The organism is Levilactobacillus humaensis (genome assembly GCF_024345185.1).
GTDB classification, from domain to species: domain Bacteria; phylum Bacillota; class Bacilli; order Lactobacillales; family Lactobacillaceae; genus Levilactobacillus; species Levilactobacillus humaensis.
Genome location: NZ_BROB01000013.1, coordinates 1 through 20357, shown reverse-complemented (window position 1 = coordinate 20357; position 20357 = coordinate 1). Strand labels below are relative to the sequence as shown.

The 20357-nt window shown below is 49.5% G+C and carries 19 protein-coding genes; 15 read left to right on the top strand and 4 right to left on the bottom strand.

What is annotated here, in order from left to right:
- Nucleotides 1-4: 4 nt before the first annotated feature.
- Complete coding sequence (locus OCU14_RS05680; RefSeq protein ID WP_261810178.1) at nt 5-577, bottom strand: LURP-one-related/scramblase family protein; 573 nt, start codon at nt 575-577, stop codon at nt 5-7.
- 115 nt (nt 578-692) lie between these two features.
- Between OCU14_RS05680 and OCU14_RS05675 the strand changes: the two genes are divergently transcribed.
- From OCU14_RS05675 to OCU14_RS05660, 4 genes are all read left to right on the top strand, one after another.
- The gene (locus OCU14_RS05675; RefSeq protein ID WP_261810177.1) at nt 693-1421 is read left to right on the top strand and encodes a uracil-DNA glycosylase; all 729 of its coding nucleotides are present in this window, start codon (nt 693-695) and stop codon (nt 1419-1421) included.
- 32 nt (nt 1422-1453) lie between these two features.
- On the top strand, nt 1454-2431 hold the full coding sequence (gene pta / locus OCU14_RS05670) for a phosphate acetyltransferase (RefSeq protein WP_261810176.1): 978 nt from the start codon (nt 1454-1456) through the stop codon (nt 2429-2431).
- A gap of 143 nt (nt 2432-2574) precedes the next feature.
- On the top strand, nt 2575-3051 hold the full coding sequence (gene tsaE, locus OCU14_RS05665; RefSeq protein ID WP_261810175.1) for a tRNA (adenosine(37)-N6)-threonylcarbamoyltransferase complex ATPase subunit type 1 TsaE: 477 nt from the start codon (nt 2575-2577) through the stop codon (nt 3049-3051).
- A complete protein-coding gene (locus tag OCU14_RS05660) occupies nt 3044-3577 on the top strand; it encodes a GNAT family N-acetyltransferase (RefSeq protein ID WP_261810174.1) in 534 nt (177 codons plus the stop codon). The genes tsaE and OCU14_RS05660 overlap by 8 nt, the downstream gene beginning before the upstream one ends.
- Nucleotides 3578-3926: 349 nt before the next feature.
- On the opposite strand, the gene OCU14_RS05655 is transcribed toward OCU14_RS05660, so the two are convergent.
- Together OCU14_RS05655 and OCU14_RS05650 are read right to left on the bottom strand one after the other, a co-directional pair.
- Nucleotides 3927-4463 carry a 3'-5' exonuclease gene (locus OCU14_RS05655; RefSeq protein ID WP_261810173.1) on the bottom strand — a complete coding sequence of 179 codons (537 nt, stop codon included), beginning with the start codon at nt 4461-4463 and terminating at the stop codon, nt 3927-3929.
- 17 nt (nt 4464-4480) lie between these two features.
- Nucleotides 4481-5245 carry an exodeoxyribonuclease III gene (locus OCU14_RS05650; protein ID WP_261810172.1) on the bottom strand — a complete coding sequence of 255 codons (765 nt, stop codon included), beginning with the start codon at nt 5243-5245 and terminating at the stop codon, nt 4481-4483.
- A gap of 169 nt (nt 5246-5414) precedes the next feature.
- Here OCU14_RS05650 and murB point away from each other — a divergent pair, with 169 nt between their 5' ends.
- Both murB and OCU14_RS05640 read left to right on the top strand, forming a co-directional pair.
- Nucleotides 5415-6326, top strand: a complete 912-nt coding sequence (gene murB / locus OCU14_RS05645; RefSeq protein ID WP_373875074.1) for a UDP-N-acetylmuramate dehydrogenase — start codon at nt 5415-5417, stop codon at nt 6324-6326.
- Between the two features lie 17 nt (nt 6327-6343).
- Nucleotides 6344-8482 carry a cation:proton antiporter gene (locus OCU14_RS05640; protein WP_261810170.1) on the top strand — a complete coding sequence of 713 codons (2139 nt, stop codon included), beginning with the start codon at nt 6344-6346 and terminating at the stop codon, nt 8480-8482.
- A 669-nt stretch (nt 8483-9151) separates the two neighbouring features.
- Here the strand turns inward: OCU14_RS05640 and OCU14_RS05635 are convergent.
- Complete coding sequence (locus OCU14_RS05635; RefSeq protein WP_261810169.1) at nt 9152-9817, bottom strand: DUF1361 domain-containing protein; 666 nt, start codon at nt 9815-9817, stop codon at nt 9152-9154.
- 290 nt (nt 9818-10107) lie between these two features.
- Here OCU14_RS05635 and cdaA point away from each other — a divergent pair, with 290 nt between their 5' ends.
- The 9 genes from cdaA to OCU14_RS05590 all read left to right on the top strand — a co-directional run bounded on the left by cdaA (nt 10108) and on the right by OCU14_RS05590 (nt 20085).
- Nucleotides 10108-10959, top strand: coding sequence for a diadenylate cyclase CdaA (cdaA, locus tag OCU14_RS05630; RefSeq protein WP_261810168.1), 852 nt, complete (start codon nt 10108-10110; stop codon nt 10957-10959).
- Complete coding sequence (locus tag OCU14_RS05625; RefSeq protein WP_261810167.1) at nt 10956-11924, top strand: CdaR family protein; 969 nt, start codon at nt 10956-10958, stop codon at nt 11922-11924. The genes cdaA and OCU14_RS05625 overlap by 4 nt, the downstream gene beginning before the upstream one ends.
- 33 nt (nt 11925-11957) lie before the next feature.
- Complete coding sequence (glmM, locus tag OCU14_RS05620; RefSeq protein ID WP_261810166.1) at nt 11958-13313, top strand: phosphoglucosamine mutase; 1356 nt, start codon at nt 11958-11960, stop codon at nt 13311-13313.
- 330 nt (nt 13314-13643) lie between these two features.
- On the top strand, nt 13644-15461 hold the full coding sequence (gene glmS, locus OCU14_RS05615; RefSeq protein WP_261810165.1) for a glutamine--fructose-6-phosphate transaminase (isomerizing): 1818 nt from the start codon (nt 13644-13646) through the stop codon (nt 15459-15461).
- Between the two features lie 151 nt (nt 15462-15612).
- Complete coding sequence (locus tag OCU14_RS05610; RefSeq protein ID WP_125544371.1) at nt 15613-15735, top strand: hypothetical protein; 123 nt, start codon at nt 15613-15615, stop codon at nt 15733-15735.
- Nucleotides 15736-15891: 156 nt separating this feature from the next.
- The gene (locus OCU14_RS05605; protein WP_261810220.1) at nt 15892-16596 is read left to right on the top strand and encodes a glucosamine-6-phosphate deaminase; all 705 of its coding nucleotides are present in this window, start codon (nt 15892-15894) and stop codon (nt 16594-16596) included.
- Nucleotides 16597-16697: 101 nt separating this feature from the next.
- Nucleotides 16698-18086 carry a glycoside hydrolase family 73 protein gene (locus OCU14_RS05600; RefSeq protein ID WP_261810164.1) on the top strand — a complete coding sequence of 463 codons (1389 nt, stop codon included), beginning with the start codon at nt 16698-16700 and terminating at the stop codon, nt 18084-18086.
- Between the two features lie 148 nt (nt 18087-18234).
- On the top strand, nt 18235-19320 hold the full coding sequence (locus tag OCU14_RS05595) for an ABC transporter ATP-binding protein (RefSeq protein WP_261810163.1): 1086 nt from the start codon (nt 18235-18237) through the stop codon (nt 19318-19320).
- Between the two features lie 456 nt (nt 19321-19776).
- Nucleotides 19777-20085 (top strand): hypothetical protein, encoded by a 309-nt coding sequence (locus tag OCU14_RS05590; RefSeq protein ID WP_057878673.1) that lies wholly within the window; start codon nt 19777-19779, stop codon nt 20083-20085.
- Nucleotides 20086-20357 lie beyond the last annotated feature (272 nt).

Genomic DNA, 20357 nt, shown 5'->3' with positions numbered 1-20357 from the left:
AGTTTCACAATCCTTGGTTAAGTAATTTTTTTCGAGAAATTGTGAAGGGGACAACGCCCGATTGCAGGCGCTTGGGTCCCCAAGCTCTCTTGGGGAGAAGGGCGCCTTGCTGGTGCTTGGCCCATCGATCGAGAATGGCTGCTAGACAAATGATAAGGGGCTCGTTGTCCATTTGATCCACCACGAGCTCCACGGTTTCACCACCGGATCCGGCCACCGTGGTAATGGTGGCGATGCGATCACGGCCGTGGAAGATTCGGAAGTGGCCACTGTTGAGATTTCCCATGATGACCCAGTTAAGGCCACGGACGAAGAGAACTTCGCGGATCACGCCGAAAGTTTTGCTGACGCGGCCGACTGTTTGACGATGGTAGATCAAGCGAAATTTTGGTAGTAGGCCGAGTGATTCTTGCTTAACCTCGGCCTCCAAAGCTCCCGCAATGGTATAGACGGAGAGAACGTCGGCGCGCAGGCCCCACTTACCAACTAACAGGTAACAGGACTGATTCTGGTCGTCACGAATGACTGACGTGGCCTTGGCCGACAGTGCCGCCTCATTTAAATAGAGTGTTCGCAAAGAGACCCCTCCTTTCTCCAGATTTCCTAGACCCATTCTACCATGTTTTGGGGTTCTGGTTGGACAATATCATTTGTGAGGGTCTTATGCTAAAATAAACCTTGAGGTGTTGGGAATGAAACCGTTTATTCACAATGATTGGTGGCCGGTGCTGGAACCCGAATTTGAGCAGGCGTATTATCAACAGTTACGTCAGTTTTTAGTCGAGGAATACCAGCATCATGAGATTTACCCAGACATGTATCATATTTTCACAGCGTTTGAGTGGACGCCTTTTAGTCAGGTCAAGGTCGTTATCTTGGGACAAGATCCTTATCACAACCCTGGTCAGGCCCATGGGTGTAGCTTCTCGGTTCTACCCGGGACGCCGATTCCACCATCGCTCAAAAATATTTATAAAGAACTTCAGAGTGATTTGGGGATTGCCCCAGTCAACCATGGCTATTTAGAGAAATGGGCGAAGCAGGGGGTTCTGTTGTTGAATTCCGTGCTGACGGTTCGTTATGGTCAAGCCTTTTCCCATAAGGGACATGGTTGGGAGCGTTTGACGGACGTGGCGATAGCCAAGTTGTCGGCGCGTAAGGAACCCGTGGTCTTTATCTTATGGGGCAATGCGGCCCGGTCTAAGATTAAGTTGATTGATACCAAGACCAACATCGTCTTGCAGTCGCCGCACCCGAGTCCCTTATCGGCCAACCGGGGATTCTTTGGGTCCAAACCATTCTCAAAAACCAACATCGCTTTACAGTCCTTGGGGGAGGCTCCCATTGATTGGCAATTACCCGCAGAGGTAACGGTTGCGGATCCAAAAGGGTCATCCAACCAGACGTCGGAACAGAACTGAATCGTGGGATTATTTTATGGAGGTCTTCAACTATGGAACTTTTTGATAGTCTTAAGCAAAAGATTAATGGTCAAAATAAAACAATTGTGTTTCCTGAGGGTGCCGATGTACGGGTTCTCGGAGCCGCTAGCCGCCTCGCAGCGGATGGCTTGATTACGGCAATTGTGCTTGGAGATAAGATTGATATTCAGGCGACAGCTACGAACCACGCGATTGATTTGACACCGTTGACGATTCTCGATCCTGCCGACATGTCGACAGCTGACCATGAGGCTATGTTGGACGCCTTAGTCGAACGCCGTAAGGGCAAGAATACTGTGGAACAAGCCGAAAAGATGTTGACTGATCCCAATTACATTGGGACCATGATGGTCTACATGGGCCAAGCTGATGGGATGGTTTCTGGCGCGGTCCACCCAACCGGGGACACCGTTCGGCCAGCCTTACAGATCATTAAGACCAAGCCAGGTGTCCGTCGGATCAGTGGGGCCTTCATCATGCAAAAGGGTGACGAACGCTACGTCTTTGCCGACTGTGCCATTAACATCGAATTAGATGCTGCCGGGATGGCTGAAGTGGCTGTCGAAAGTGCACATACCGCCAAGGTCTTCGACATCGATCCTAAGGTTGCTTTGTTGAGCTTCTCAACTAAGGGTTCCGCTAAGGGTGATATGGTCACCAAGGTTCAGGAAGCCACTCAGCTGACTCATGAAGCCGCTCCCGACTTGGCCGTTGATGGTGAGTTACAGTTTGACGCCGCCTTTGTTGCCAGTGTTGCCGCTCAGAAAGCCCCAGACTCCAAGGTTGCTGGCCATGCGAACGTCTTCGTCTTCCCTGAATTACAGTCTGGGAACATTGGCTACAAGATTGCCCAGCGTTTCGGGGGCTTTGAAGCCATTGGACCTATCCTGCAAGGCTTGAACAAGCCAGTCTCGGATCTTTCACGGGGTTGTAACGAAGAGGACGTCTACAAGGTCGCCATCATCACGGCCGCCCAGTCCTTGAACTAAAAATTTTAAACTTAAATCAAACTAAGAGTGCCCGGATTGCTATTTACTAGCAGTCCGGGTATTATTTATAGCGACGAGTTTTAGTGATCAGTGGCTGTTATGGCAGTTGCTGACGAGATTTTTTAGATAAAGGGGAACGAACAATGTTTACTGTCACGGTCAAGAGTCCCGAAGCCACAATGGCGCTGGGCAAGCAGTTAGCACCAGAACTTCGGCCGCGGGACGTGATTTTATTGGATGGCGATCTTGGTGCCGGTAAAACGACATTTACCAAGGGATTAGCTGCGGGTTTGGGCATTACGCGTAACGTGAAGAGCCCGACGTTTACCATTATTCGTGAATACCAGGGTGGTCGAATTCCACTCTACCACATGGATGTCTATCGCTTGGAAGATGGTAGCGGGGATGAATTGGGCCTCGACGAATACTTCAATGGGGATGGCGTCAACGTGGTGGAATGGTCTAAATTCATTGCCGATGAATTGCCAGAAAACTATCTGCGAATCGTTTTCAAACGCGACGATGATGCCGGTGAGAACCAACGAACGCTGAGCTTCGATCCACGAGGAGAACACTTTATCCAGCTGGTCAATCAATTGGCAGGTGCTGACCATGAGTGAAGATGTTCTGATTCGCATGCCCAACGCTGCGGATGCGCCTAATTTATTGGGACTGTTAGGTCGACTGCAGCTGGAAAGCGATACGTTTAGCCTGGCCGATGCGGACGATCCTATCAGTGCCGCGCAGGAAGCCGATCAACTGGAGCAAATCAAGGATAGCCCTCGGCACCTGTTGTTGGTCGCCAGTCTTGGTGACCAGCTCTTAGGTGTCCTGTCGGTTTCACCAACGCCACAAGGTAATGTGGGGGAACTGGGGATTGCCGTCGAGAAGGCCTACTGGCATCTCGGAATTGGGACGGCCTTGGTTGATGAAGCGCTGTACTGGGCGGAGACGGCCAGTGCCTTACAGGCCATTGGTCTCATCGTCCAGACCCGCAACGTGCCCGCTATGAAGCTCTATGAGAAAATGGGCTTCGCCAAGACGGCGACCCCACCTACAACGGTCACCGATGACGACGGCGAATGTGTCGAAGCCATTGAGATGGTGTATCGTTTGGGGATGACCTCGGAGAACAAAACTGAATAACTGACATGAGTGTTGTCGACGGAGGTTGGCAGCACTCTTTTTGGATTCAGATTAAATGAAAAATCGGTAAGTCCTACTTGGCATATGCTGAGTAGGACTTACCGATTTTATTGTTATTGATTATAAGGTTGTTGTAAAACACGATCTTAGCCGGAGGAGGCCAGGGATGGAGCCAGCCGTGGTGGTGATGTTAGACCGAGTGATTTTTCTCGGCCTTACATCACGGGTGACTTTGAAGACTCGTGACTTTGGCGAGGCTTCAAATCGAGCGATAAGCCTGGTTCCCAGGCTGAAGCGTCCCCACAGCAGGCGTAATCCCTGGCAGCCGCAGGCGGTCGTTCATACCAAACTAAGCGTTCACAGTTACAAAATTCTTCAAGGGCTGTGTGCCAAAGTGATTGGCTTCGTACAACAGAATGTTAGCGCAGGCCAGACTATCGTCGAGTGCGTTGTGATGGTGGTGTAAGTCGATATCGAGTTCGTCACAAACCGTGTTTAATTTATGATTAGGGAACTCGGGGAAGAACTTACGACTGGTCTTGACGGTATCCAGTGTCAGGTACCGTGCCGTTGGCAGGTTGTAGTGTTCCAACGTACTGCGCAACACACCGTTGTCGAATGGGGCGTTGTGGGCGATAACTAAGCGATCGCGCTGAAACAGGGGAGAGATGTGCTCCCAAACTTCTGGAAATGTCGGGGCATTGGCCACGTCGCGTTCATGAATCCCATGAATTTGAACGTTGCGCCAGAAGAAGTCCGTGTCGGGTTTGATCAAGGTATAAAATTCATCGACAACCTGACTGTTGCGAACGATGGTTAGGGCGAGAGAACAGGCACTATAGCGTTTACCACTGGCGGTTTCGAAATCCATTGCGACAAAGTTCAAGAGGGCATCTTCCTTTCTTAGACGGTTAAACCGTCCACATTGAGTTCCACCGGACAATGGTCGGAACCCATGACTTGGTCTAGTATTTTAGCGTCTTTCAACTGATCCTGCAAGCGATTGCTGGTGATGAAGTAGTCAATCCGCCAGCCAGCATTGTTGTCGCGGGCGTGGAACCGGTAGCTCCACCAAGAGTAACGACCGGTAGCTTCCGGATTGAAATAGCGGAAGGTATCGGTGTAGCCAGTCCCAAGTAGTGCCGTCATCTTTTCACGTTCGTCGTCGGTAAATCCGGCATTGTGATGATTTGACTTGGGATTCTTGAGGTCAATCTCAGCGTGGGCAACGTTCAGGTCACCACAGAAGATGATGGGTTTCTTGGCATCGAGACTTTGAATAAAGGACAGGAACGCTTCTTCCCAACCCATCCGGAAGTCTAAACGCTTGAGGCCACTGCCAGAATTTGGTGTATAGCAGGTGAGCACGTAGAAGTCTGGATACTCCAGGGTGATGGTTCGACCCTCGTGATCGAAGTCGGGAGCATTAATCCCGTAGATCACATTGAGCGGCTTGTGCTTGGTAAAGAGCGCGGTTCCGGAGTAGCCCTTTCGTTCGGCGTAGTTCCAATATTGGTAATAGCCGGGAAGGTCCAGGTCGATCTGACCAGCCTGTAGCTTGGTTTCCTGAATGCCAAAGAAATCGGCATCTAGTTCGTTAAATGTCTCAACAAATCCTTTTTTCACGATGGCCCGGAGACCATTGACGTTCCAAGAAATAAATTTCATGACGGCACCTCCAAAAGACTAATTCCAGTATACCAGAAAAATAAGTTTTGGCTGTGAATGGCGCGTCCCCGTGTCGTTTACGACCATTTCATGCTAAAATAATCCTATGACTGTTGTTTTCATGATTAACATCGTGAGAGCACATAAATTTTGTGAAACGAAGGGAATAATCATGATGGAAGACATCGTAACGGTATTTCCAGCAGTTACCATTCTGCGGAACGAGCCCTTGGCTCACTATACCCATACTAAGACGGGCGGGCCAGCGGATTTCTTGGCTTTCCCAACCAACATTCAGGAAACAAAATCCTTATTAGCCTATGCCAATCAGGAGAAGTTGCCGGTAACGGTTGTGGGTAATGCCAGCAACCTCATCGTGCGTGACGGCGGGATTCGTGGCCTCGTGATGATCTTAACGAAAATGAACCACATTACCACGGACGGCCAGACTGTGACCGCAGAATCGGGGGCGGCTTTGATTGAGGCAACGAAAGTGGCCCAGGCTCACAGCCTGACCGGTTTTGAATTTGCGGCTGGAATTCCCGGTAGTGTCGGTGGGGCGATCTTTATGAATGCCGGGGCTTACGGTGGTGAAATCAGCGAAGTGGCTATTTCCGCCGAGGTGCTGACGCCCGAAGGTGAGATTCGGACACTGAACCAAAAAGAACTCGACTTTGGCTATCGCCACAGTTCCGTTCAGGATTACCATGATATCATCCTCACGGCAACCTTTGCGTTGACCCCTGGGGATGGGAAAGCCATCCAAGCTAAAATGGATGATCTGAATGCTCGGCGTGCGGCCAAACAGCCACTCGATCTGCCATCCTGTGGGAGTGTTTTCAAGCGACCTAAGGGCCATTACACCGGTCAATTGATTCAAGAAGCCGGGTTACAAGGCCTAAAGTGGGGCGGCGCGCAGGTTTCAACGAAGCACGCTGGGTTCATTGTGAACATCGACCACGCCACGGCCACGGATTACCTGGAATTGATTCACCACATCCAGGCAGTTATTTTGAAGGAAGATAATGTTCAACTCGAAACCGAAGTGCGCATTATTGGAGAAGAACCTACCGCCAAATAAAGAAGGGGGAACCCTATGTGCCTATAATTGAAGCAGTGATTCTGTTAATCGTTTTGGTTCTTTTATCCAATATTATCAGTCACTACCTCACGTTCATTCCAGTCAGTCTGATTCAAATTGTTCTGGGGCTCATTGTGGCCCTGGTTTGGAAATTTGAAGTGCCATTGGAGACCGACTGGTTCCTGCTCCTGTTTATCGCGCCGTTGCTCTATAACGATGGGCGGCGTTTCCCTCGTCGCGAACTTTGGCGATTACGGGGGCCGATCTTTGCCAATGCTATCTGGTTGGTCTTTCTAACCACGTTACTGGGTGGTTACCTGATCTACGCGCTGATTCCCAAGATGCCGCTGACCGTGGCGTTTGCTTTGGCCGCGATTCTGTCGCCAACCGATCCGGTGGCGGTTCAGTCGATTGCCAAGCAGGTTAAGCTCCCGGCCAGTCTGATGCATTTGGTCAGTGGGGAAAGCCTGATCAACGATGCCAGTGGTCTGATTGCGTTTAAATATGCGATTGCGGCCACGGTGACCGGTGCCTTCTCGATTGGGACGGCGACTGGTGATTTTATCTACATCAGTATCGTTGGTTTCATTTCTGGGTTAATCTTCATGACCGCCATTCAACTCCTGATGGATATTCTCCGTCGCCAGGGGATTGACGATGTGATTTTTAACACCGTGCTTCAGATTGCCACGCCATTTGTTATTTATCTGGTAACTGAAGAGATTACCCACGCTTCCGGAGTAATCGCAGTCGTGACGGCCGGGGTCCTGTATCACGCTCGTGAGAACCGGATCGTAGAAGATACGCCGGAACTCAAACTCGTGACGGAAAAGGTGTGGGACATCATCATCTACTCCTTAAACGGGATCGTCTTTGTGATTTTAGGAATCGAGTTACCGGTCGCGACCTCGCAGGTAATTAAGGGTGGTCAGTTTAATACGGGCCAGGCAATCTTCTTTGCCTTCATGGCTTGGGTCATCCTGGTGGCTATCCGAACGTTCTGGACGTACGGGTACATTCTGTTCCAACGATTGACCAAGAGTCGTTCCCAAGAAAAGCCAAGCTTCCGAATGGCCGTGTTATCTGGGCTGTCTGGAGTGCGTGGTGCCGTGACGATGGCCGGGGTGCTTTCAGTACCTGCGACCATTGCGACGGGGGCCAGTTTTCCGACGCGTGCCCTGATGCTCTTCGTGGCTTCCGGGGTGATTATCATCAGTTTGGTTGCGGCAACCATCATGCTACCGTTAATCTCGACTGATAAGCAGCCCTTACAGACGCGGGCCAGTGTCAGCGATGAGATTGCCAATGACATTGATTTGGATGATGAGGCTGAGGAAGAATTTCCTGAGGAACCTGTCCGGCAAATCAGTGAAGAGGAAGCCAGAGCCTATATCATGCGACTGGCAATTTCGAAGATTGAGGAACTTAGACGGCCCAACAACCAGCGGGCGGCCTACGACTTAATCCTGGATTACCAGTTCATCATTCGACGTTTGGAAATGAGCTATCGCGCCGATACGGCGATGCAGAAGGTCTTGGACGACGAAATCAAGTTACGTGAAGTGGCGATTACCGGTGAACGTGAATCTTTGGAATCACTATTGGAGGGTGAGAAGATCACCCAGACCAGCTATGTCGGCGCCCTTCGGCGAATTGAAAAGCTAGAATCGCGTTTGACGCAGGTTTCCGGGCGGACAATGCCAGGGGTCATGCACTACTGGGTACTGTTCTTCCGGCACATGTGGCGGAATACGCGTTACTGGTTGCATTCCGAAGATACCGACCGGTTGCATGCCGAGAACAATCTGATTGAACGTGAGACGGCAAAGAACGCTATCAAGGCTTTGTCACAATATCTGGCACGAACCGACGTCGATGAGACCCAGTTCGACAACCAGGCGGTTTACCACCTGCTCGTGCATTACCGTAACCGGATTGAACGGGCCAAAGCAGCCACCGCGCCGAGCCATGAGGATGATTATCAACATCAACTCAACAAGCTCAGGGTACGGGCCTTGGGGGCCGAGAGAAACGGAATTCAAACGTTGTTGGAAGCTGGTAACATCAGCTGGACCAAGGCCACCCATCTCCGTCAGTACGTGAACTATGCGGAAAACGTGTTGGTCATGTCCCTCAACAGCGAGGAAGGCGAGTAGCCAACGATAATTGAAACTTGTTTAAGTGTTGCTGACTGTCGTGGAGATTTTCGCCTTACCGGTCGGTCGAGATGGGCTGGAACGGTGCGAACACAACTTGAAGCCTCGAAAATCACGAGTCTACAAGCTTGGTTTTCTCCTAAGCTAGTGAGAAAGACACTCACTGACTAAGGAGAACGACGCGCCTGAGCCCATCTCGACCGACCTCACGGCTGATATGGCAGGTTTCACGCTACGGTTGAACGAATGGCCACAAATTTAGAGACATTGAAAAACAGTAGGTATCGTTTAGCGTAGGCTATACGGTAGCTGCTGTTTTTGGGTGTTCAGGGTATGCAATCGATCTTGGGTATCAGTAGGATTGAGGCAATGACTGGAATGGAACGGTTTTTGTTAGCTGTTGTTGCGGAATCCGTCGATCTTAGTCGGAGGAGGCCAGGGATGGAGCCGGCCGTGGTGGTGATGTTAGACCGAGTGGTTTTTCTCGGCCTTACATCACGGGCGACTTTGAAGACCCGCGCCTCTGGCGGGGCTTCAAATCGAGCGAGAAGCCCAAGGGGCTGAAGCGTCCCCACAGCAGGCGTAATCCCTGGCAGCCGCAGGCGGCTAATTCTAATCACATTAAAAGGGTCCCAACGACAAAGCCGTTAGGGCCCTTCAGCATAAGATTTAGTTAGAATTAGAAGGCATGGCTGAGTTGCTCATGATGAGATAGAGAATCCAGTAGCTGAATAGCTGTAAGAACGTCATCAGGATCACAAAGATCCACATGTTTGGCGTCCACATCGAGAGAATCGGATTAATGAACTGTTCCGGATTAATGAAGAGGTAGACGGTGTGAATCCGCAGAAAACGGCCAATGTAAAGGCCAACCGAGGACAGGAAGGTCAGGAGCACTACGATGGTGAGGCGTATCCATCGATTACCCTTGGCAACTCGGGTGCTAATCGTCTGACTGACGTAATTGAGGCTCCAGAAGCCCAGGAATGAACAGCTAACGGCGCTGACCATCATATAGGTAAAGTAGATCCAGAGATGCGGTGTGACCCTTAGAAGGCCACTCAGCGCATATGGCTGGAGGAGCGATAAGTGGAAGAGGTCGGTCAGTAAGTAGGGGGCATTGGGGTAGAAGAGTAGCCACAACACCACCATGGGCCAGAATAACCAGCCACTGCGCGGTGTGACCTTGCCCAGATGAAAGCTAATCTCAATAGGCAGATAGCCTAGGAAGGTGTTTAGCACCAGAAAGGAGAAGGGATCCTTGGCTCGGAAGTAGAGAAACACTAGCCAGATGGCAAAGAATATTCGGATTTCCCAACGCGCTCGCCGATTCATCGCAAGCCCTCCTTTCAAGTTAAAATAGTGAGGTCCGTTCGTCTTTATTTTGTTAAAAAGTGAAGGACAGAACTCACTCTTATTTTACCGCCCATTACCCAAAAACGAACAGAATATGACTTCTAGTTTACCAGAATGAATCCATGAAGGTAGCGACTGGTGGGGACCTTAATAATTCTGTAAGTTTTGTGACATGATGAACTGGAATTAGCTGGATAATCGGTAATCAGGGCGCAATGTTGGCGGGGCCGTGCTATAATAAAATCTGAATTCGATTTGGAGGGAAAGTCATGAACCTGGATTGGGGCAATCTCCTTACATTGGGGAATTTAGTCAACTTACTAGACATCTTAGTGGTCTGGTTTGTCATTTATGAATTAATCGTGATGCTCCGAGGAACGAAGGCTATCCAGCTCTTCCGGGGGGTTATTTTGATTCTGCTGGTGAAGTTCGTGAGTGCCTATATCGGACTGAACACCGTCTCTTGGTTGGTGGATCAAGTCATCAACTGGGGGGTTATCGCGATCATCATTATCTTCCAGCCGGAAATCCGGCGGGGACTGGAACACTTGGGTCGGGGTTCACTCTTTGTGCGGATTCGCCACGAAAATGAGGCGGCGAACCGCATGATCGAGGGCCTGGACAAGGCGATTCAGTACATGTCCAAGCGGCGAATTGGGGCCTTGATGACGATTCAACGCGATACTGGTCTGGAAGACTACATTGAAACGGGGATTGACTTGGATGCCGAACTAACCGGTGAACTCCTGATTAATATCTTTATTCCCAATACACCACTGCATGATGGGGCGGTCATTATTCGTAATAACCGCATTGCCGTCGCCGCGGCCTACCTGCCACTGTCGGAAAGTAATCTGATTCCGAAAGAGTTGGGAACCCGTCACCGAGCCGCCGTCGGCATTTCCGAAGTCACCGACGCGCTCACCATCGTTATTTCTGAAGAAACCGGGGAAGTCTCGATTACCAAGAATAATGAACTTATTCGTGGCTTGACGCAGGCTGATTACATGAAATTTCTCCGTAATGAACTGGTGAATGAGGAAGCCGCCGATAATAACAACGTGTTGGTTAAGACCCTCGATTGGTTTGACCAACGCTTTAGAGGAGGGCGCCGTAAATGAAAAATCAACGCTATACGACTTGGCTTTACCGTATTCTGGCGCTCATCCTGGCAATCTTGCTTTTCTTCTATGTGAATAGTACGAAGTCGGCCACGAGTTCCCAGTCGAGTAGCTCGACGGGAACGACATCGCTCACGGCGACCAAGACGGTTACCGTGTCCGTCCCGCTTCAACTTAACGTCAATAGTAATAAATACTTTGTGACCGGGTATCCCCAGAAGGTGAAAGTTAAGCTTCAGGGACCTTTAGCTCTGGTGACGACGACGGCCAATACGCAAAATTTTAAAGTTTATGCCGCACTGAGCGACTTGGGTGTGGGCAAACATAAGGTAACCCTGCACCAAGAAGGCCTGAATCATGAGATTGAATCCACGATCTCACCCGCCAAGATCACGGTGGATATTGAGCCACGGCGGACGGTGTCCTTCCCAGTGAAGGTTCAATATAACAAGCAAAACATCGCCCCGGGGTACTCTGCCGGTAAGGCAACTTCCGATGTGACGAGTGTTAAGGCAACGGGTGCGGCCAATGAGATTTCTCGGATTACCAGTGTGGTGGCCCAGTTAACCTTGGCTCAGAACGTGAAGAAGACTGTGAATAGTCAAGCGGTCATTGAGGCCCTGGATAAGAATGGTAAGACGGTGAACGTGATTTTGACGCCATCAACGACCACGGTTAACTTGCCGATCACTTCCGATGGGGAGAGTAAGAAGGTCAGTGTCAACCTGAATGCAAAGAATGGCTCGTCCGGAACGACGTATAAACTAAGCAGCAACGTTTCCAAGGTGACCGCCTATGGGAGTGCCGCCCAATTGAAGGCACTCCAGAGTGTCGCCGTGGACGTTGATGTGAGTGATGTGAAGAGCCAGGCCACCAAGACGGTGACGCTGGATACCAGTGATAACGACGTGACGGCATTCGATCCCACCACGATTAAGGTGACGGTCAAGGCCAGTGCGGATTAACGAAAATTTGTTTTAGAAATGAGGAGTTTGACAATGAAGTATTTTGGTACTGATGGTGTTCGGGGAGTTGCTAATCAAGAACTGACGCCCGAATTAGCTTTTAAAGTTGGCCGGTTTGGCGGCTATGTTTTAACGCAACACGCTGATAGTGAGAATGCTCATCCCCAAGTCTTAGTGGCACGGGATACCCGAATTTCCGGTCAATTACTGGAAAATGCCTTGGTTGCTGGACTTCTGTCTGTCGGCATCGAAGTGCTCCGGCTAGGCGTGATTACCACGCCATCCGTGGCTTACTTGGTTCGGACGCAGGGTGCTGCCGCTGGGGTCATGATTACGGCCTCACACAACCCAGCCGAATATAACGGAATTAAGTACTTCGGTAACGATGGCTACAAGCTTTCCGACGAAATGGAAGAAGAAATTGAAGCCCTGTTAGACGCTGCTGATGACAACTTGCCTCGGCCAACGACTGATGGGTTGGGAACCGTTGAGGACTATTCCGAAGGTAGCCAAAAGTACATTCAATTCCTGGAACAGACGATTGCCGATGACCTCGACGGTTTACATATTGCGGTCGACTCCGCAAACGGGGCCACGAGTGGTCTGGTTTCTCGGCTCTACGCCGATCTAAACGTGGACTTTGAGACGATCGCGACGACCCCTAATGGGTTGAACATTAACGATCAAGTTGGGTCGACGCATCCCGAACAATTACAGAAATTTGTCGTTGACCAGGGTGCCGAAATTGGCTTGGCCTTTGATGGTGACGGTGACCGGTGTATCGCGGTTGATGAGACCGGTAAACTGGTCGATGGTGACAAGATCATGTACATTTGTGGGAAGTACCTGGCCGAACATGGTCGCCTGAAGAAGGACACCATTGTGACGACGGTTATGAGTAACCTGGGGATGTACAAGGCCATGGAGGCTCACGACCTGAAGTCGGTTAAGACCAAGGTCGGGGACCGTTACGTCGTTGAAGAAATGCGGAAATCCGGTTACAACCTGGGTGGCGAACAATCTGGACATATCGTCTTCTTGGACTTCAACACCACTGGTGACGGCCTCTTAACTAGCCTACAACTGCTCCACATCTTAAAGGTGACGGGGAAGAAGCTTTCCGAATTAGCAGCCGACGTCCAAACTTATCCACAAAAGTTAGTTAACGTGAAGGTCGCCGATAAGCAGGCTGCCCTGGAAAATCCTCAAGTTCAGGCCATGATTGCCACCGTTGAAAAGGAAATGAACGGTGACGGTCGTGTGCTCGTTCGGCCTTCCGGGACTGAACCTTTGCTCCGGGTCATGGCAGAAGCCCCAACGGAAGAAATCGTTGCCGGCTATGTCGACCGGATCGCGGACGTGGTTCGGGCCGAAGTTGGCGTGAAGTAAGTTAAATCGATAATTTAGTGGAGCTCTGGGGATGGCCCAGGGCTCTTTTTTTGAGGAATTGTTGGTTGCCACGTGGCTCTCATGGAAGCCACGTGCCGTTGCGATAAAGAGTGATTATTTTCATGAAAACGGAGTCGTAAAGGGACGATAGACCAGTTGCGGTTTTTATAGTTGACAACCCCTAAGGAAGGCTGTAAAGTATAGTCATCCGGAAACGTTATGAAAGGCGTTTCAGTCTATACCAATTTATAAGAAAGCTGATACATTTCTAAAAAAATCAACCGACCCTCCCGACTAACGGGGGCGGCGTCGAGAAAAGGAAGACTAGTTATGTGTGGAATTGTTGGGGTTACTGGAAATGACAATGCCGTTAAGATCCTATTGAACGGCCTAGAGAAGTTGGAATACCGGGGGTACGATTCAGCCGGTATCTACGTCAACGACCAAAAGGGTCAGGATTACTTAGTTAAGACTAAAGGTCGGATCTCTGAATTACGGTCTAAGGTGACGCCTGACGTTCACGGGTCAACTGGGATCGGTCATACGCGTTGGGCAACCCATGGGGTGGTTAGCGTCGATAACGCACATCCACATTTCTCCAATGACGACCGGTTCTACCTGGTTCACAACGGGGTTATTGACAACTTCCAAGAACTGAAGGCAAAGTATCTGAGTGATGTGCCTTTCAAGAGCCAAACGGATACCGAAGTTGTCGTTCAATTGATCGACAAGTTTGCCGTTGAAGACAACTTGGACGCTAAGGCAGCATTCTTGAAGACGTTAAGCCTATTAAAGGGTTCTTCATACGCCTTCCTGATGATGGACCGCGAACAACCAGACACGTTATTTGTTGCTAAAAACAAGAGCCCCTTATTGATTGGGGTCGGTGATGGTTTCAACGTCGTTTGTTCCGACGCCTTGGCGATGCTCAAGGAAACCCATGACTTCTTGGAATTAATGGACGGCGAAGTCGTGACCATTACGCCGGGCAAGGTAGCCATCCAAGACGCCGACGGCAATGCCGTTGAACGCAAGCCATTCCACGTTGACATGAATGCCGACGAAACGGACAAGGGAACCTACCCATTCTACATGTTGAAGGAAGTCGACGAACAACCTAACGTGATGCGCAAGTTGGCCCAAACCTACTTGTCAGAACACGGCGAACCTCAGATTAATGACAAGCTGATCGCCGCCATGGAAGCCGCCGATCGTCTGTACATCGTGGGTGCCGGGACCAGTTACCATGCCGGTTTAGTTGGGAATCGGCTATTTGAAAACTTAGCTCACATCCCAACGGAAGTTCACGTGTCGTCTGAATTTGCCTACGAACAACCAATGCTGTCAAAGAAGCCGTTCTTCATCTTCTTGACGCAATCTGGTGAAACGGCGGATAGCCGTGAGGTACTGGTCAACGTTAACGATGCTGGCTACCCAAGCTTGACGATCACCAACGTGCAGAACTCAACGTTGTCCCGTGAGGCAACCTACACGTTGTTACTCCATGCTGGTCCAGAAATTGCCGTGGCTTCAACCAAGGCTTACACGGCGCAGATCGCGCTAGAAGCGATCTTGGCAAAGTCATTGGGTGAAGCAACTGGCCAAATCGTGGCGCAGAACTTCAACATTCGCCAACAACTCGGTTTAGTTGCCACGGGGATGCAGGCTATCGTCGACGAAAAGGATAAGTTGGAACAGTTGTCTAATGACTACCTGATGAAGTCCAACAAGGCCTTCTACATCGGCCGTGGGATTGACCACGCGGTTTCCATGGAAGCTGCCTTGAAGCTGAAGGAAATTTCCTACGTTCAGGCCGAAGGTTTTGCCTCTGGAGAACTCAAGCATGGGACGATTGCCTTGATCGAAAAGGGCACGCCAGTGATTGGTTTCATTACGCAGGCCAAGACCGCTGGCTTAACGCGGAGTAACTTGCAAGAAACCGTGGCTCGTGGGGCCAAGACCTTGACGATTGTTCGTGAAGGCTTAGCTATCGAGGGTGACAATCTGATCTTGCCAGATGTTGACGAGATGTTGATGCCATTGCTGAGCGTTGTGCCGGCCCAACTGTTGGCTTACTACACCAGCCTGAACAAGGGCCTGGATGTTGACAAGCCACGTAACCTGGCTAAGAGTGTGACGGTTGAATAATTTAAAATGAGTTTTGGAAGCGTTCGGGAATTTTCCGAACGCTTTTTGTGTGATTGCGATCCAAGGCGACACGACGCGTCTAACTTGCGAAATGCCGGTTTTCGTTGTATAGTACACTTACGAAAAGTTATGAAAACGCGAGGTGAAAACGATGAAATATACGAAACGGGTGGATTCCCACAAGAACCAAAAGCAACGCGACGCAACGTTTGAGAAGTTTCGGAAACAACAGAATGAATTAAGTGCCAACCGGCGAGGTATTCGTCGGAAATAGGGCGATCACTGCTTGGACAGTGGCCGTCCTTTTTTGTTGGTTTACGGGAAGTTTTTCTGAGCAAAAAGCTTGCAAGATTGGTCTAGATCTTTTATCATTGGACTATACCATTAGAGAGGGAGATTTCGGGTGATGACACAACTTACAAGTAACAACATGAACATTCAAATCGTGAAAGATCAGGCAGCTGGCGGCCGTGCCGGGTTTCAGATTTTCCAACATGCCTTACAACAGGGGGCCAAGGTTCTGGGACTAGCGACCGGAAGCACACCAGTGACGATCTATGATGAACTCGTGGCCAGTGACTTGGATTTCAGTCACATGACCTCGGTTAACCTGGATGAATATGTGGGCTTAGGGGCCGACCATCCAGAGAGTTACCACTATTTTATGCAACACCATTTATTCAATCGCAAACCATTTGCCCAGTCATTTGTGCCAGATGGGATGAACGCGGATGCTGCGGCCGAAACCAAGCGGTATGACGACGTGATTGCACAACACCCCGTTGACCTACAATTGTTAGGTCTGGGACAAAATGGACACATTGGGTTCAATGAACCTGGGACTGATCCAGCATCGACCACGCACAAGGTGGCCCTGACTGCGTCAACTATCGAAGCAAATGCTCGATTTTTTGACAATGCTGAGGATGTGCCACGATATGCTTACTCCATGGGAATTGGCTCGATTTTACAGGCCAAGGAGATCCTGATCGTGGCCTACGGAGCAGCCAAGGCAGACGCTGTAGCCGCGATGATTCAAGGGCCTGTGACCCCTGAGGTTCCGGCTAGTTATCTCCAAACTCACCAAAATGTGCAAATCATTCTCGATGAGGCGGCTGCTAGTCAGCTGGCCTAACGAACCTTGAATTAGCGCGAGTTATCCCCATTTTTACTTCCAGTAAAGCGTCAAGTTATGTTATTCTTGACGTGAAAGCGATTTTAAGGGGGAAACCGAGAATGAAGCGAAGTAAACGATGGCTACTAGCCGCACTCCTGCTGGGGACTGCGTTGGGTAGCGTCAGCGGGACCGCCCATGCGGCAACGACGAATCCCCAAGGTTTTATCAGCGATTTGAAGAGTCCCGTCACGTCAGTTGCAAATCAGTATAAACTGTATCCATCCGTGATGATGTCTCAGGCAGCGTTAGAGAGTGCTTGGGGAACAAGTCTCCTCACAACCCAAGCCAACAATTACTTTGGCGTGAAGGGCAGTTATAAGGGGCAATCTGTCGCGATGGCGACGACGGAATACGATGCCAACGGTCAGCTCTATCACACGACCGCTAACTTTAGAAAGTATCCCAATGCTAAGGCCTCAATGACGGATAATGCGACCCTGCTTCGTGGGGGAACCAGTTATAATCCCAAAATTTACAGTGGCACTTGGCGTGAAAATGCCAAGACCTATGCAAGTGCGGCTAATGCCTTGACCGGCGTCTATGCGACGGCGCCGACCTATGGGAGCTCACTGATCAGCATTATTAAAACTTATAGTTTAGATACCTTGCTTGACGGTTCTGCACCAGATGTGGCGACACCGGCTCCCAAGGTCTACTCCAAAGCCAAGTATTATGGCACCTCGGGCAATCAAACGGCCACGCTCAGCAAGGATTACGCTTCCGTGCGGTTGTATAACCACGTGAAGGATACGCGAGCTAACATCACCAAGACGGCCTGGAGCAAAGTTAAGGCGACTAAAGGGAAGAAGGTCTATCTGGATATGCGAGCCGTGAGAACGGCGACTAAGTCTGGAAACAAGACTACCTGGTATCGAATTCGATTTGAGAAGAGTAAGTCGGCTACTCGGTACTGGGTTTACGCCAGTGCCATCAGTTTCCCCCAAGTGACCTATACCGATGGGAAAGCGACCGTGAAGGTGAACACCAAGGCGGGGGGAAGCACCTATAACCATGTCTATAATTCGCCTTACCTAGCCCAGGAACAGACGGCGGTGAAGAAGCTGACAGCTAAGTCCTATACGGCGGACAACGAAGCCGTGAAGACGCAAGACGGCGTCAAAACCACCTGGTATCGGATCAAGGTCGGCAAAGATAAGACTTGGATTGCCGGGATGGTGGCTCAGCCACAGTACGCCCAAGTTTTCTATACCGCGGCGAGTGGCAAGAAGACCCTGAGCAGTAAATTTAATAAGTACAATGTTTATAATCACGTCACCACGACCCACTTCAATCAACAGACGTTGAAGTGGCCCAAGGGGAGCAAGAAGGGAACCAAAGTGACCGTCAATCTTTGCGGTTTCAAGGCTTCCAACAAGTCAACCTGGTATCGGATTCGATTTAGTGGCAGTAAAACCAATTACTGGGTAGACGCACGTGCTTTATCCTAAGCGGTTTGACGACTGGTTATAAGAAAATGGTAAAGCTACCGGAATTTTTACCCATTCGGTAGCTTTTTTTGTTATAATACAACAGATTAGGCCGGGGAGACCTCGGTGCGTTAGAGTGCGTTAATATTTGAGTTAGGAAGTTTAATTCATGGATAATTCATATAAAATTAAAGTAACAAACGTTACAAAAGAGTATGACTTGTACAAGACCCAATCCGAAAAATTGCGGTCCTTCTTTTCCCTAAGCAATACTAAGGTGCCACATTTCTGGTCCTTGATGGGGATCTCACTCGAGGTTAAGTCGGGTGAAACCCTGGGTTTGATCGGGGTCAATGGTTCCGGTAAGTCGACACTATCCAACATCATTTCTGGGATTATCCCACAAACGACTGGGACGGTGGATGTGAAGGGGGACACCTCGATCATCGCCATCGGTGCCGGGTTGCGAGGCAACCTGACCGGAGTCGAAAACATTCGACTCAAGGCATTGATGCAGGGGCTGACTAATCCCGAGATTGATGGATTAATGGATGACATTGTGGCCTTTGCGGATATTGGTGACTTTTTATACCAACCCGTTAAGAGCTATTCTTCAGGGATGAAGTCGCGGCTGGGCTTTGCCATTGCCGTGCACGTCAACCCTGACATTCTGATCATTGATGAGGCCTTGTCCGTTGGTGATGATACCTTCTACCAAAAGTGTGTGGACAAGATTGCTGAATTCAAGGACCTGGGGAAGACCATCGTCTTTGTCAGTCACTCCTTGAAGCAAGTTGAAATCTTGTGTGATCGTGTGGCCTGGATTCACTATGGGGCACTGAAGGCCATCGGACCTACTGAGGAAATTGTTCAGGATTACCGTGACTTTACCAAGTGGTTTAAGAAGCAGACCAAGAAGGAAAAGAAGCATTTCCAACGGACGATGAAAGAAGGGCAAAAGTCCTTTGATATCGATGCTTATCAGGCCCAAGTTACCAAGGAACGCCAGGCGGTAGCGCCGGACGATGCCCACGTTGCCGATCAAGTGAAGAAGGACTTCTACGGGTCAGTCATCAGTGAAAAGATGAGCTGGCGTAATCGAATTCTGACGGGTGTGGCTATTGTTGCGATGCTCTTCGCCTGTGTGGTCAACATTTCTGGTCATTCAGTTACTGATGTGATCTCAAATCCAGCGCATATTGTGCATCCGGAAACGGTACTGCATGATCCCAACGCGACCAGTAGTGTTAAATAAAAATTAGAAAATGATGATAAAAGGGATAGATTTTTATCATTTAGCGTGGTATCTTTAAGTTACCATTTATTTACCCCTTTATCTGATTTCCCAATGAATCGAATAAAGGATCTATCTCTCATTTGGTGAAGACTAAATGGCGGGGCCGGGAGGGCATGCTTCCCGGTCTCTTTTTTTGGTTTTTTTAGCCGCGATTAGTTACTGGCCAGCCTCATTTAGAAGAATAATGGTCAAAAGTAATAATTATTTCTGTGAAAGCATTGACAGCGCTTACAAATACCGGTATATTATTAGTCGTAAGGTATTAATAATTACCTTCTAATCAATTCTCTTTCTCTCTTATGCCGACCACTACCATTCCCTGGTAGTGGTTTTGTTTTGCCCTAAAACCTAGTATAATTGGGGAGATGGCGTTAGGGGACTATCGCCCTAACGTTGACTGAGGAGGCATTTGGGATGAAGAGTCATGAAACATTTACCTTGATTGAAGAAATTACCCGACTGGACGGGAGCAAGTACATGGAAATTAGTAACATGGTCCAGAATGGTCGGGCCGAGCTAGCGGTTGAACGTGGGCTCATCAAACAGGTTCGGATTCTCCAGTTGAACATCGCCCATACGCCGCACGTTCAGGCTTATGAGGACTACGTGAATGAGCACTATGCGATGCCAGAGGAGGACTTTACCACCTTTGATGAATGGAAAAAGCCGGAGGATGTGCAACAGGAAGTTAATGCGATTCTTCGTGAAAATCATATTGGTTAATGTCAGTTAAACCGTCTAGTCGACGAGAGGTCATCGACTAGACGGTTTTTTTTACACTCACTGTTCACCTGATAAATGAATGGATATTTAATTTGTTTTAGATGTTAAGTATTAATCATGGAATGGATTTCGAAACAGTGCTACGATGAAAGCGTATTCATTGATGGTATCATTAAAATTTTTGGGAGGAATTAATGAGGGAGATTGCAAGAATTATCCGAACACTTATTAGAACCTCATCTGTTCCCAGAAGACCTCTAATGGTGTACGCC